Below are 14,534 nucleotides of genomic sequence, written 5' to 3' on the forward strand. Positions count from 1 at the left end.
TGAGCCTGTCGAAGCATCTCTACCTCAGTAGTAAAATCATTGATAGCTCAACGAAGCGGGAGAGATGCTTCGACAAGCTCAGCATGACGGGCATCTTACTTAGTAATACACTATAATGTCTTTCTTCTTCCGCCTGTTCTTCCGCCTGTTTCTGCTGCTAGTGCTGGCTGCTACCGGCTCCCGGGCCGTGGCCCAAAGCGTGGCCTTTACCAAAGACAACTTCTCGGATAACAAAGAGGGGCTGCGCGAAGCCATGCGCGAGCTGAAGGACGGCGAAACCGAATACGGCGCCGACCCCGCTCGCTACGCCCAAGCCCTGCCGCATTACCTGGCGGCCCAGCAGTTCAACCCCAACAATGCGGGCCTAAACGTAAAAATTGGCGACTGCTACCTGCACTCGACCAGCAAAACCGCCGCCCTGCCCTACCTGCAAAAAGCCGCCAAGCTCGACGCCACCGCCGATGCCCGCACCCACTACCTGCTGGCCCGCGCCCTGCACCTGAACGCCAAGTGGCGCGAAGCCATTGCCGAATACCAGCTGGCCCACCCTGTGGGCGGCAACACCCGCAACGGCAGCGCCGAAGCCCTGACCGCAAACGACTTGCAGCGTTACATCCAGCAGTGCCGCAACGGCCAGCAGCTGATGGCCCACCCCACGCGCGTGTTCATCGACAACGCCGGGCCCGAGCTCAACTCATCGGACTCGGACTACGGGCCGGTGGTCTCGGCCGACGAATCGACGATTCTCATCACCTCGCGCCGGGCCGGCTCCACCGGCGGCAAGGCCGACCCCGAAGGGAACGGCTACTTCGAAGACATCTACCAGGCCAACTGGCAGGGCAAAAAATGGAGCCGCGCCACCAACCTGGGCGCCCCCGTGAATACCGACGACCACAACGCCACCGTGGGCCTGGCGCCCGATGGCCAGCGCATGCTCGTGTACGTGGGCACCAACGGCGGCGACTTGCTCGAAGCCAACCTCGGCGGCAGCGCCTGGGGCAAACCCAAGCAGTTGGGCTCGCGCATCAACTCGCGCAGCCACGAAACCTCGGCCAGCTACTCGCCCGATGGCCGGTTTCTGTACTTCGTGAGCGACCGCGCCGAAGGTGGGTTGGGCGGCTCTGATATTTATAAAGTTGAGCTGGAAAGCCGCAACCCGCCGGTGAACCTGGGCTCGGCCATCAACACGGCTTATGGCGAAGAGGGCGTATTTATGGCGCCCGATGGCAAGACGATGTTCTTCTCCTCGGAAGGCCACAACTCCATGGGCGGCTACGACATCTTCAAATCGGTGTTTGAAAACGGGAAGTGGAGCACGCCCGAAAACCTGGGCTGGCCCATCAACACCCCCGACGACGACGTGTTTTTCGTAACCTCGGCCTCGGGGCGCCACGGCTACTACTCCAGCGACCGACCCGGTGGGCTCGGGGCCAAAGACATTTACCGCATCACCTTTCTGGGGCCCGAAAAGCAGCCCGTGCTCAGCGAGGAAGACCAGCTGCTGGCCTCCCGCCTCGCCCCCATGAAGCAAACCGTGCTGGCGCCCGCTGTGGCAGTGGCCACGGCCCAGGTCACCATCCTGAAGGGCACCGTGACCGACGACGCCACCAAGCAGCCGCTCGAAGCCAGCATCGACCTCATCGACAACACCAGCGGCCAGACCATTGCCAACTTCCGCAGCAACTCCACCTCCGGCCGCTATCTGGTGAGCTTGCCTTCGGGCACCAACTACGGCATCGTGGTGCGGCAGGACGGCTACCTGTTTCACTCTGAAAACTTCGACCTGCCTGCTGGCGCTGCCTACGCCGAAGTGGTGAAGGACATTCCGCTGAAGCGCCTGGAAGTGGGTACTACCATCGTGTTGCGCAACATTTTCTTCGACACTGGCAAGGCCGCCCTGCGCCCCGAAAGCACCGCCGAGCTGGAGCGCCTGCAAAAGCTGCTCACCGAAACCCCGGCCCTCAAGCTGGAAATGTCCGGCCACACCGACGACGTGGGCGAGGCCGCCAAAAACCAGGACCTGAGCCAGCGCCGCGCCCAAGCCGTGGTCGCCTACCTGACTCAGCACGGCATTGCGGCCGCACGCCTCACGGCCGCCGGCTACGGCGAAACCCGCCCCGTGGTGCCCAACACTAGCAAGGCCAGCCGCCAGCTCAACCGTCGTACCGAGTTTAAGGTGACGGCTAAGTAGTACCGTGGACGCTCGAAACTCCGTAAGCCCCACGGTAGACGCGCTGGCAATAGCTCAATTTTACGATGGCGAAGCATGGCGTTCTACCTTGTAGCGTCAAACAACCGGCCCGTCCTACCGGGCGGCTCTTCCTGCTTGAAACTACTGCTCTCTTTTAGGTACGCCCGGCGGGTGGGCTTGCTGGTGCTGGGCCTGCTGCTGGGACTCCTGCAGCCCGCCAGCGCGCAGCAGGCCTTTCTGCGCCAGTTTGGGCCGGCCGACGGCTTGCGTGCGCCTTTCGTGTATGCGCTGCTACAGGACCGGCAGGGCTACCTCTGGCTGGGCACCGCCGACGGCCTGGTGCGCTACGACGGCACCCGGTTTGTCACCTTCAGCAAAAAGGACGGGCTGGCCGAGAACTTTGTGGTGGCGCTGCGCGAAGCCACCGCCAGCGGCGAGCTCTGGGTGGGCCATTACCTGGGCGGCGTTTCGGTCCGAAACACGCCGGGAGCGCCGTTTGAGCCTTCCAGCCGAGACGCGGCACCCGCGGGCCTGCTCCTTCAAAGCCACGGCCCGCCTCCAGTTGACACGGCCGCCATTGGGCATTACCTGCGCCGCTACCACCTGCGGCTGCCCCGTGGCGTGGTGCCTATTTGCCTGCTCGAAGACCGGGAAGGCAATATGTGGCTGGGCACGGCCGGCCAGGGCTTGTGGCGGCACGCCGACCGGTACCTGCGCCGCTACCCCACGCCGGCTGGCAGTTCCCCGCCGGTGGCCTTGTGCCCCGGGCCGCAGGGCTCGCTGCTGCTGGGCACCGCCGCCGGCCTGCAAACCGCCACCCCCACCGGCAAGCTGGGCAAACAGCTCAACAGCCTGGCCATGCCGGTGCGGGTGCTGTTGCCGCTGCCCGGCTCCGGCCGGGGCTATTGGGCTGGCACGGCGGGCGACGGCCTCTGGCACTACGCTCCGCCGCGCGCGCCGCGCCGGGTAGCCGGCCTGCCCACTACGCTCGACGTTACCGCCCTCACGTACTCGCCGCGCACTGGCTTGTGGGTAGGCACCGCGGCGGATGGCCTGTACTTGGTGCCGGCCGATTCGGCCCGGCCCGTGCGCCATTTCACCACCGCCCAAGGGCTGCTCAAAAACAACATTTACGCCCTGCTTGCCGACCGCTCGGGCCGCGTGTGGGTGGGCACGCACGGCACCGACCTGGCGGCTTACAACCCCAATACCCACCGCTTCATCCGCCACCAGCTCAACTCCAGTGGGGTATCTATCAGCAGCTTTGCCGAAGATGGCCTGGGCCGCGTGTGGGTGGGCACCGAGGGCCAGGGACTGTACTGCCTCACGGGCAGCACCTGGCGCCGCTTCGCCGCCGACCACAGCCTTTCCACCAATTACGTGTACGGCCTGCTGGCTCTGCCCGCGCTCACCCGCCCTACCGATGCCGGCAACTGGCTGCTGCTCTCGCACCTACAGGGGCTCACGCTGTTTGATGCGAGCACGGGCCGATTTACGCCCTTGGCCGCGGCCAGCGACACCCTGGTGCGCGACAGCCGCGGGCCGCTGGCTCTGGCCGCGGCCGGTGGGCCGCCGGCCGCCTGGGCGGCCACCCGCGGCGGCCTCGTGCGGCTCGACCTGCGCGAAGCCCTCGCCCGGGCTCAGGAGCTGCCCCCCAAGCTGCTGTTGACGGCCGCCGAAGTAGACGGCGACCCGCAGCCCGTGGCCGAACTAGGCGAGCTATCCGCCACCAAGCACCGGCTGAGCTTTGGCTTCGAAGGCCTGAGTTTGGCGGCCAGCGCCGAGCCCCTGGAATACCAATATCGCCTGCTGGGCCTGTCCGATGCTTGGAGCCGGCCCAGCACCTCGCCCGAAGCCCAGTTCCCGGGCCTCGATGCTGGGCGCTACACGCTGGAGGTGCGTACGCGGCGGGGCCCCACCGGGCAGTGGAGCGACGTATCCACGGCCTCGTTCCGCATTGCCACGCCGTTTTGGCGCACGTGGTGGTTTGCAGCGCTGGTTTTGGTGGGTGCTGCCGGCACCATATTTGGCGTGGTGCGGGGCCGGGAACTCGCCTTGCGCCGCACCCAGCAGGTACTGGAGCGCACCGTGGCAGAGCGCACCGCCGAGCTACGGCAGCAGAAAGCCCAGATAGAAACCATCAACGCCGACTTGGTGGTGGCGCGCGATGCGGCCGAGGCTTCCCGGCAGGCCAAAGCCCAGTTTCTGGCCAACATGAGCCACGAAATTCGCACCCCGATGAATGCCGTGGTGGGCCTGACCAACCTGCTGCACGCTACCCAGCCCACCCCCGAGCAGGCGGAGTACCTCACGGCCATCGAGTCGTCGTCGCAAAACCTGCTGGTTATCATCAACGACATTCTCGACAGCTCCAAAATGGAAGCCGGCAAGCTCTCGCTGGAGCAGGTGCCGTTCCGGCTGCCCGAGGCGGTGCTGCGGCTGGGCGCCATGTTCAAGTTTGCCACCGAGAGCAAAGGGCTGTTTCTCATCATAGATGTGGCGCCGGATGTGCCCGCGGCCGTACTCGGCGACCCGGTGCGGCTCAACCAAATATTGGTGAACCTGGTGGGCAACGCCATTAAGTTCACCCGCCAGGGCGGCGTCACGGTCACCGTGCAGGCAGTGCCCCTGCCCGATTCCCCGAGTGATTCCGCCATTCAGCCACTCGGCCACGCCACGCAGGCGTGCCTTCGCTTTGCGGTGCGCGATACCGGCATTGGCATTCCGGCCGATAAGCTGGGAGCCATTTTCGAAGACTTTTCCCAGGCCAATGCTTCTACCACCCGCGAGTTTGGCGGCACCGGCCTGGGCCTGAGCATCGCGCGCAACCTCGTGCAGCTCCACGGCGGCCAGCTAAGCGTGAGCAGCGAAGAAGGCAAGGGCTCGGAGTTTTTCTTTGAGCTCGTCTACGAAACGGCTGATGCCAGCGCCACCCAGCCCGAAGTGCACCGGGGCGTGCTGGCGCCCTTCGAGCCCTCGTTGCGCGTGCTGGTGGCCGAAGACAATGCCCTCAACCAGCTTGTAGCACGCAAAACCCTCGAAGCCTGGAACGTGCAGGTCGTCATCGCCGAAAACGGCCGCCTGGCCGTGGAAGCTGCCAGTAGGGCCACGCCGCCGTTCGACGCCGTGCTCATGGACGTGCAAATGCCTGAGATGGATGGCTACGAGGCCTCCCGCCAGCTGCGCCGGCGCTTTCCCGATGCCACCCGCCTGCCCATCATCGGCCTCACCGCCTCGGTGCTGCCCGAAGACCGGGTGCTGGCCCTGGCCGCGGGCATGAACGACACCCTGGCGAAACCTTTTGAGCCGGCGGTACTCTACGCCCGGCTGGCGCATTTCACCGGCCGCAGCCCCGGCACTTCTTCCGCTGCGCCGGCGGCGGGTACCGAAGCGGCCCGGCCCTCCGGCCCGCCTCATTTCAGCTCAATTCGGCCCGACTGGCAGTTGCTGGAAGAGCTGGCCGGCGGCAACGAAGACTTTCTGCGCCAGATAGTACACACGTTCCTCACCGAAGCGCCCGCGCTGGAAGCCCTTCTGGCAACCGCCTGCCCCCACGACCCCACCACCCTGGCCAGCACGGCCCATAAGCTGAAAGGCCAGGTGGCCTATTTTGGGGTATCCGGGCTGCACATGCAGCTCGACGAATTGGAACGCGCCGCCCGGCAGCCCGGTTGCCCTTGCGGCGAGCTGCTGCTGGCAACCATCCGCCAGCAGCTCGCCGAGTTATATCCGCAACTGGAGGCCAGAGCGTAGAAGGACCCATTGGCCAGTTTATAACTTACTTTCGTTGGGATATTCCGTTTTCAATACATCATCATGTCCGCTGCTGCTTCTCCTGCTCCTCTGCGCTGTTTAGTCGTCGACGACGACCCGCTCTCGGTGCAGGTAGTGCTGAACTGCATTGCCAATACGCCGTTTCTGACCGCCGTCGGAAGCTATACCAACCCCATAGAAGCAGCCGAAGCCCTGCGTACCGCGCCGGTCGACTTGCTGTTTCTGGACGTGGAAATGCCCCTGATGTCTGGCATTGACCTGTTGCGGACGCTGCAGAACCCGCCCATGGTGGTGCTCATCACCAGCAGCAAGGAATACGCCGTGGAGGCGTTCGAGCAAGCCGTGCTCGACTATCTGGTGAAGCCCCTGAGCTACCCGCGCTTTTTGCAGGCCGCTCAAAAGGCCCGCGACAAGGCCCAGCGCCAGCCCGCGCCAGCCCCCGCGCCCGAGGCCGAAGCCATCGAAACCCCGGGGCTCAATGCCAACTTCACCTTTATCAAGGTCGACAACAAACTGGTGCGCGTCGCCTTCGACGACGTGCACTACGTCGAGGCTCTCGGCGACTACGTCCACATCGTCACGGGCCAGAGCAAGCTCATCGTGTACAGCACCATGAAAGCGGTGGAGGAAAAATTCCCCAGCAACCGGTTTGTGCGCATCCACCGCTCCTTCATCGTCAACATCAACCGCATTCAGGTGCTGGAAGACAACGCCATGATTGTGGAAGGCAAGCACATTCCGGTGGGCCAGACGTACCTGCGCGAAGTCCTGCAACGGCTCAATAAGTTCTAACGCCGCAGCTTTTTACGGCCCCTGGTTATTGAGCTACCGGCTCGTTGGCCACGGGTGCCCCTTCGCGCAGCAGGCCCAGCACCAGCTCCCACAGGTGCTCGTAGGGAATAATCTCCACTTCGGCGAAGGCATTGCCGGGCGGCGGGGTTTCGCGCAGCTGCTGCAGCATGGCCGTGCCCCGCTCCGCAGCTTGCGGCGCATTGAAGTTCTTTTCCACAATCAGCTGTAGCAGCCGCAAAAACAGCCGGCTCCGCAGGGTGGTGGGCTCGTACAAGTGCCGCTGCTGGTACTTGCGCAGCCGCTCCAGCCGCAGCAGCACCGCCTCCAGGTTGCGCTCCCGCAAAAAGTGCAGCAGCTGCAGCACCAGAATGGCCACGTTGTGGCCGCGCTTGTCGCGGCTGTACTCCGGCAGCTGCAGGGCCCATTGGGCCATTTGCCGCTGCCGGGCCGTGGTGCGCGGGGGCGGCAGCACAAATTCGATATACGCCTTGTATAAATCCCACCGCTGCAGCGCCGCCTCGCGCTGAATCAGATACGCCGGGTTTTTTATTATCACATTCAGCAGCAGTTGGGCGCGCTCGTATTGTTGCGCGTGCAGGGCAAGCAACACGTGCTGCTCCTGGAAATAAAACCAGTTGCTGGACGAAGGATGAAAGTCGCGGGCATAATCCTCAGCCAGCCGCAACCCCTGGGTGGGCTGCCGGCTACGCAAGTAGGCGTAAATGCTCATAAAATGGTTGAAGCGGATGTCAAAGCGGCGCGCGTTGAGCTTGCCATCACGCAGGCGCCGCGATGCCGCGGCCGTTACCCGAATGATTTCCTGGTAGTTTCCTTGCAGCTCTTCGTAAGCTACCCGTAGCCGGTACCATACATTATAGGTCGTGAAGCTGCGGGCCCGGCGGTACAATGCCTCTAGCTGTGCCATGCGGTCGGGCATCAGGGCCAGTACCGCGCGGCGAGCCGCCACGGTGCCATTCAGCGCCATTTGTGTTTCGGAGTAGAGCTGCTCGGCTTCGTCTTCCCATGCCAAGAGTTGCTGGGCCCGCAGCAGCACTTTCGACAGTTGCTTGAACGCAATGCGCTGCTGCTGTTCGGCGTACAGGTTCCGCAGCATCCGGGCACTTTGCACCATATATTGCGTAAACTCACCCTTTTCTGCTTCTTTAAGGCAGCGCTGCAGCAACCGTTCGGAGAGTTTGTACTCCCGTTCGGCGTACAGAATACTCACCTTATGCAGCAAATCCAGGCATTCCAGCTCATACCGGCGCGACACCAAAAGCCGGGTGTCCGAATGGTCGAGGAAGTAAAGCTGGTTGAGCAGTTTATTTCTTACCCGGCCTTGTAGCTTTTGAAGGGCACGTACGTTAGCCGCGGTTGCCTTGCCATACAACGACTTTACGACCTGCAACTGGGTAGTCTCCGGCGTTTTGGCTAAGGCAGCTACAAGTTGGTTTTCTTTATTCCCCTGTCGGCTTCGCAGGTCTAGCACTGGCAATGTTGCCAAGCTGCGCGATGTCACAATTCGCACCAAATTTGCGATTTCATTCATAAAGAAAATGCCCTACAGATGCGCTTTTAGCTTTTTATGGAGAAATACGCCTTGAAAAACGATGTCTTAAAACCGGGCATTCTTTCCTTTTTTATGGCACATCGTCTCCCAACCTTTGTATTGTGAATACCTATGGAAGGTTTTGCGGTTTGATGTCACAAATTGACTCTTTTTTTTTAGACATCAATACTTAGAAGTCCATTAATTACACAAAATGGACGTTTAAAATATATTTTATCAAATAAATTATATTTATTATAAACATAATTTTAGTCTTATTCGAGCAAAGAGTTTCCTTTTCTGCCGCAAGTGAGCACGCCAACTTTGTGTCATTCAAACATCTGACACACTCTCTAAGCACTTATCGCCGTGTTGAATCTCCTTGCCATCGCCCTGTTTCAATTCGCTAGCTTCGCTTCCGGTGCTCCTGCTTCACAGCCCCAATCCACGACGGCAACGCCTGCCATTAGCGCACTTGGTGGCGTGGGTGGCTGGGGCGGCGACATCGCCGCTCTGGGCGGTGTAGGCGGCTGGGGCGGTGACATTGCCGCACTTGGTGGCGTGGGCGGTTGGGGCGGCGATATTGCTTCCTTGGGTGGTGTTGGTGGCTGGGGTGGCGATATGGCCTCCCTCGGTGGGGTAGGCGGCTGGGGTGGCGACATCGCCGCTTAGAAACAGCGGAGGTTTCGTGCCTATATTGGCACCCATGGTAGCGTGGCTATGATGCATAGGTGTACCGTGTGAAGCACAATTTACCGCTTGGAATCCTCCTTTACTGCGCAACAATACTGCTATTAAGCAGTTGCGGAGACCCCCACGGCAAATCGGAGGCAATCCGAATCCACTGGGCCCAAGACCCCGAGACATTAGACCCAATGCTGCAGCCTAACCAGGCCGCCATTGACGCAAATAATTTGCTGCATGTCTGCCTGCTTCAGCCTGACATTGCCAACCGCAAGTATGGCCCGGCTTTAGCCACGTCCCTGCCCGCGGTAGAGCTGGTGGGCGACTCCCTTTCCAAGCTTGCTTACGATATAAGGCCTACCGCCGCCTGGGATAATGGGCGGCCCGTAACCGCCCGCGATGTCGAGTTCACGCTAAAGCTGATGTTCTGCCCGGGCCTACCCAACGAGGTGGCCAGGAACCGGTATCGTTTTATCCGGGCGGTGCTTACCGACCTCAAGGCGCCGCAGCATTTTACCCTGGTGTGCCGGGGGCAGGCGCTCGAGTACGTGGAAGCGTCGGGCGACTTCTTCATCCTGCCAGAAGCCGCGTTCGACCCCCGCGGCCAACTCCGCCGCTTCTCGCTGGTTGATTTGCAAAAGCGAGCCACCACCGCTCCCCCCGATTCGGCGCTGCAATCCCTGGCGCAACGCTACCAGGCGGCAGAAGCAGGCCACCCCGGTCAGGTGCCGGGCTGCGGCCCCTACCAACTGGTAAAGTGGGAAAAAGACCGGTACCTCACCTTTCGCCGTAAGCCGCAGTGGTGGGCCGACCGCCTGCAGCCCGTCCCGATTGCGCTGCAGGCGCGGCCAAAGCAGTTGGATTATGTCATCATCCCCGATGCGGCGACCGCGACGCTCGCGCTGCGGCGCGGCGACATCGACGTGTATCCGCAGATACCGGCCCGCGAATTTGCCCGGCTGCGTGCATCTCCTGCCGCGGCGGCCCTGAATTTTTACTCCACTACCTCCTATGATGTGGTGATGGCCGGCTTTAACACCCGGCGCGCGCACCTGAACGATGCGCTAACCCGCCAGGCCCTGAGCCGTTTTTTTGATGCCGCCGGCCTGTTGAAAGCCACGCAGCTGGGGGACGGGCAGCGCACGGTGGGCGTCATCAGCCCCATTGAAAAAGAGAACTACAACGACAGTCTGGCCCTAATCCCTTTCGACCCCGCGGGCGCCACCGCCTTGCTGCGCCAGGCGGGCTGGCAGCGCGGCCCCGCGCCGGGCACCGGCTGGACCCGAAAGTCCGCCAACGGGGATCTCCAGCAGCTACGCCTCGCGATGCGATACCGTGCCGAGGGGTCGTTGTTTTCCACCGTTGCGCTGCAGTTTCAGGCAGCGGCGGCGGGGCTCGACATTCCGGTCACGCTGCAGCCCACCGAATCTGGCGCGTTTAGCTCCTCGCTGAAAGCGGGCGACTTTGACGTGTACGTGGGGGTGCGGAAGGGCAACCCGTTCATGTTCAACTTCACGCCGGTGTTCCATTCCCTGGGCATTGACGCTGGCAACACCACGGGCTTTAGCAGCCCAGCCAGCGACCAACTTATCGAAGCCATTGCCGCGGCCGATAGCAAAACGCACCGCTCCCAGCTCCTGCGCCGCTTCCAGGCCTTGCTGCAGCAGGAAGCGCCTATCGTCCCGCTGTTCTTTCTGCCCAACCGGATTGTGGCCAGTCGGCAGCTGACCAACTTGCACGTGGGCAGCCTCAAGCCCGGCTTTATGGCCACCACCATAGAGCGCGTTCCGAAGCCATCAGCCGCTCCATAACCCATGAGCCGGTTGGTATTCTGGCGCCTGGCCCGGGCTGGGCTGGCCATATGGACCCTGGCATCGGTGGTGTTTCTGTTGAGCCACCGCGACGCTGGCGCGGCAGTGCAAGAGGCACTGGCCGAGGTTTCGGACGTGCAAACCGACCGCACGGCCACGACCTCTGCCGAACGACTGGCAGCCCAAGCCGCCGTGCGCGAGCGGCTCGGTCTCAACATGCCGCTTTTTTATATAAGCCAGGGCTCCAATCAACAAGAGCCGACGTGGCAGTGGAATGGCTTGCATAACCAGTACCACCAGTGGGCTACCGGGCTGCTCCACGGCGATTTAGGTACTTCGTACCGTAATGGCCAGCCCGTCGCCAGCCGCCTGGGTGCGGCCTTATCTTTCACGTTGCCGCTTACGGGCACAGCGGCTGTGCTGGCCATCCTGGCAGCCCTGGCGTTAGCCCAACGCTTGGCGGCCAGCCCTTGGTGGCAGCGCCCCGTGCGCACACTGCTGGTAACGGTGCACGCCCTGCCCCTGTTTGTGGTAGCGCTGGTATTGCTGCTGGCCTTTGCCAATCCGGATGCGTTTGCCTGGTTTCCAGCGTATGGCCTCGACCAACCCGCAGACGTCGGCTCGGGCACGTGGAGCCAAATCGCCACCTACCTGATGCACATGGCCCTGCCAGTTTCGGCTCTCACCATCACGGCAATACCCGAGCTAACGCTGCAGCTTGACGCCGCCCTCACGCAGGAACTGCACGCCGACTATGCTACCACGGCCCGCGCCAAGGGCTTGGACGAGGGTGCCGTAATCCGGCACCACGCCCTGCGCAATGCCCTGCTCCCCACCCTTACCCAAATTGCCGAGCTGCTACCCGCGCTGGTTGCCGGAGCGGTAGTGGTAGAAGTGGTGTTCGCGCTGCCCGGCATGGGCCGCCTGCTGGCCGAAGCCGCCGCTGCCCGCGATTACCCCGTGCTCGTGGGGGGCATCTTGCTCACGGGCGCCGCCCGCCTCCTGGCCCTGCTCCTCGCCGACCTTTTCTATTTCTGGGCCGACCCTCGCATCCGTTGGCAATCCTAGCTCCCACCTCTAGTTCCTGGTCGCAAAAGCTGGCCATGCTGTGGCTGGGCCTAGTGGGGCTCACGGCGCTGCTGGCTGCAGCCTTGCCCCTGCCCTACGCTCCCGGGGTACCCGATTTGGCCCATGTGGCCGAGCCTCCGTTTGGAGCGGGCGCCCACTGGCTGGGCACCGACGCATTGGGGCGCGACGTATTGAGCATGCTCGTATTTGGCGCTCGCACCGCCGTGTTGCTCACCCTGCCGGCGGCCGTATTATCAACCCTGCTGGGAGCCCTGGCAGGCGGCGCAGCAGGTTTTTGGGGGAATAAAGCACGGCTAGCCGTGCCTTACTGGTTGCTGGCCGGCGCTGGAGCATGGTGGGCGGTGCGCTTCCCCGGAGTTGGGGTTGGGCTGGCAGTAGCGGCTATTAGCTTGGGCTGGCTATTTACGTCGTGGTGGCGTAAGCGCGAGTTGGCCTCCTGGCCGGTCCCAGTCAACTCGGTTGTGATGGGGGCGGCTACCACGCTCGACACCATCCCGCGGCTGGTGCTGGTGGTAGCTGTGACCGCCGGGACCGGTGTTTCAGTGTCGGGCCTGTTGGTTCTGCTTACGCTAACGTCGTGGCCACACTCGGCCCGATTAGTGCGGGCCCAGATGCTGCGCGTGCGCACGCTGCCCTTTGTAGAAGCAGCCCAAGCCGTTGGGGCGCCGGCTTATAAAGTCTGGCTGCACCACGCGTTGCCTCATGCACTACAACCGCTAAGAACGGCCTTGCCGCTTAGTATAGCGGGCTTATTGGGCCTGGAAAGTACCTTGTCGTTTTTGGGCATCGGCTTGCCGCCGGACGTAGCCAGTTGGGGTCGGCTCATGGCAACCGTACGGAGCGAACCCGGCGCCTGGTGGACCTTTTTATTCCCCACCATGTGCTTAATAATTAGCATGATAAGCCTTAGCTCAATAAGCCAATACCGGCCGTCGGCCGCTTCATCCTAGTACCTATTTTCTACAGATTGGCATTCAGGAATCAAAGCATTCCCAATGTCGCAAATGGGTACTTTTTTAGGAAAGCAAACCTCCTAGTTGAGCCAAATTCCCAAACCATTAAATATTTGGTTTTCATTATTATAACCTCTAAAAATAAAAATTAAGTGAATTACAGCGAAGATTTTTCGAGTAAATAGTTGTGCTTTTTTACTAGGAGTCGGCAAATACCCATGTCTCATTGCTAGCGCTAGTGTCCTTTTTTTGGGTTAAAGGAGCCTGTAACATTGTATTGCCTTATGGACGGTTCACGTTATCGATAAGGTATTACTTATCCTCCCTCCTCTACCCAATTTTCTATGCATCTACTTATCTACCCCACATTAAGTACTTCCAGGCGCGCCAAAGTGGCAAACCGTACGAACCGCCCTATTTCTGTTGGCATCGATTTTGTAACTCCTGACGGCACGGTCGTGCCCCGCGCCCAGGGCGAGGCGGCACTGGAAGGCCGCACCGCCGTACTGGTCGGCGGGCTCCTCGTAGGAGTGTGGCCCCAATCTTAATTCCGCGTCTACTTCTGACTTCTACTTCCTGACTTCCTCTATTTTCCAACCCACGCTTACCCTGCCCTATTTGGCATAACACGCTACTCTATTTCTACCCACACTCTGTTATTACTGCTCACCGGCTACCCCAGTTGAGCTTAAACCCGCCGTCTACCCCGGCGGGTTTTTTTTATCCGGCCCGTTCGCTTTGAGCGCCGACCAGCGCAATTCCTTCGGCGAAGGTGTGCGGCCGGAAGCCGAATTCGCGGCGAATTTTATCGATAATGAACCCGGTACGAGCAGGGCGCCGCGCCGGCTGCGAAAACGTGCTGGCATCGACCTTTTCCATTAGGCTTTTGTCGAGGCCAAAATATTCGGCTACCCGCACGGCCATGGCATACGGGGTGAGCAGTTCGTCGCTGCTGATGTGGTAAATGCCCTGGGCCGAATGCCGGGCCAGCAGCCAGCAGCCCTGCGCCAGGTCTTCGGCCAGGGTGGGCGTGCGCCACTGGTCGGCTACTACTTTGATGGCCTTGCCGGCCCGCAGGGAATCCCGCACCCAGGTTACAATGTTGGTGCGGCCGTATTCGTGGGCCACGCCGTACACCAGCACCGTGCGGGCAATGGCCCAACGGCCGGGACTGGCCTGCACCAAAAGCTCGGCCGCCAGCTTGCTTTCGCCATAGAAATTAACCGGCGCGGGCTGGGCCTCCTCGGATAATGGCCCCACTTCGCCACTGAAAATAAAATCAGTACTCAGGTGGGTGAGGTGAATGTCCAGCTCGGCGCAGGCATCTACCAGATTTTCGACGGCCGTCACGTTTTGCAGCCAGCAGGCGTCGCGGTTCAGCTCGCACTCATCCACATTGGTCATGGCCGCGGTGTGAATGAGGTGGGTGGGCCGCTCCTGAGCTAGCACTTGCCGCACTTGCCCGGCATCGGTCACGTCAAGCGGCACAAAGTGCAGGTCGGGATAGAGGCCCGCCAGTTTGTTGGCGCCACGCGTGGTTGCCACCAGTTCCACCCCGGTCTGCTGCCGCAGCAGAGCCACCAGCTTTTGGCCCAGCAAGCCGTTAGAACCTGTTATGAGGACTTTCATATTCAGCATATTAGGCTGCCAATGCGGTGAGCCCGGATGACGTGCTTGCAGCAAGCAGGTCT

General features: G+C 61.8%; 9 protein-coding genes. 7 read left to right on the forward strand and 2 right to left on the reverse strand.

What is annotated here, in order from left to right:
* Window positions 1-115: 115 nt before the first annotated feature.
* The 3 genes from LJ738_RS01660 to LJ738_RS01670 all read left to right on the forward strand — a co-directional run bounded on the left by LJ738_RS01660 (window position 116) and on the right by LJ738_RS01670 (window position 6,757).
* Window positions 116-2,191 carry an OmpA family protein gene (locus tag LJ738_RS01660; protein WP_227784593.1) on the forward strand — a complete coding sequence of 692 codons (2,076 nt, stop codon included), beginning with the start codon at window positions 116-118 and terminating at the stop codon, window positions 2,189-2,191.
* A 135-nt stretch (window positions 2,192-2,326) separates the two neighbouring features.
* Entirely contained in the window at window positions 2,327-5,944 is a 3,618-nt protein-coding gene (locus LJ738_RS01665) for a hybrid sensor histidine kinase/response regulator (protein ID WP_227784594.1), read from the forward strand.
* A gap of 63 nt (window positions 5,945-6,007) precedes the next feature.
* A complete protein-coding gene (locus tag LJ738_RS01670; RefSeq protein ID WP_227784595.1) occupies window positions 6,008-6,757 on the forward strand; it encodes a LytR/AlgR family response regulator transcription factor in 750 nt (249 codons plus the stop codon).
* Between the two features lie 25 nt (window positions 6,758-6,782).
* Here LJ738_RS01670 and LJ738_RS01675 read toward each other — a convergent pair whose 3' ends face one another.
* Complete coding sequence (locus LJ738_RS01675; protein WP_227784596.1) at window positions 6,783-7,889, reverse strand: hypothetical protein; 1,107 nt, start codon at window positions 7,887-7,889, stop codon at window positions 6,783-6,785.
* Window positions 7,890-8,675: 786 nt separating this feature from the next.
* On the opposite strand from LJ738_RS01675, the gene LJ738_RS01680 reads away from it, so the two are divergent.
* The 4 genes from LJ738_RS01680 to LJ738_RS01695 all read left to right on the forward strand — a co-directional run bounded on the left by LJ738_RS01680 (window position 8,676) and on the right by LJ738_RS01695 (window position 12,840).
* On the forward strand, window positions 8,676-8,978 hold the full coding sequence (locus LJ738_RS01680) for a hypothetical protein (RefSeq protein WP_227784597.1): 303 nt from the start codon (window positions 8,676-8,678) through the stop codon (window positions 8,976-8,978).
* A gap of 203 nt (window positions 8,979-9,181) precedes the next feature.
* On the forward strand, window positions 9,182-10,801 hold the full coding sequence (locus LJ738_RS01685; protein WP_227784598.1) for an ABC transporter substrate-binding protein: 1,620 nt from the start codon (window positions 9,182-9,184) through the stop codon (window positions 10,799-10,801).
* Between the two features lie 3 nt (window positions 10,802-10,804).
* Complete coding sequence (locus LJ738_RS01690) at window positions 10,805-11,869, forward strand: ABC transporter permease subunit (protein WP_227784599.1); 1,065 nt, start codon at window positions 10,805-10,807, stop codon at window positions 11,867-11,869.
* Complete coding sequence (locus LJ738_RS01695) at window positions 11,857-12,840, forward strand: ABC transporter permease (RefSeq protein ID WP_227784600.1); 984 nt, start codon at window positions 11,857-11,859, stop codon at window positions 12,838-12,840. Before LJ738_RS01690 ends, LJ738_RS01695 begins: the two co-directional genes overlap by 13 nt.
* 723 nt (window positions 12,841-13,563) lie before the next feature.
* On the opposite strand, the gene LJ738_RS01700 is transcribed toward LJ738_RS01695, so the two are convergent.
* Window positions 13,564-14,472, reverse strand: coding sequence for an SDR family oxidoreductase (locus LJ738_RS01700; RefSeq protein ID WP_227784601.1), 909 nt, complete (start codon window positions 14,470-14,472; stop codon window positions 13,564-13,566).
* Window positions 14,473-14,534 lie beyond the last annotated feature (62 nt).

Origin of the sequence: Hymenobacter plasmatis (assembly GCF_020711255.1) — a bacterium.
Classification (GTDB): Bacteria; Bacteroidota; Bacteroidia; order Cytophagales; family Hymenobacteraceae; genus Hymenobacter.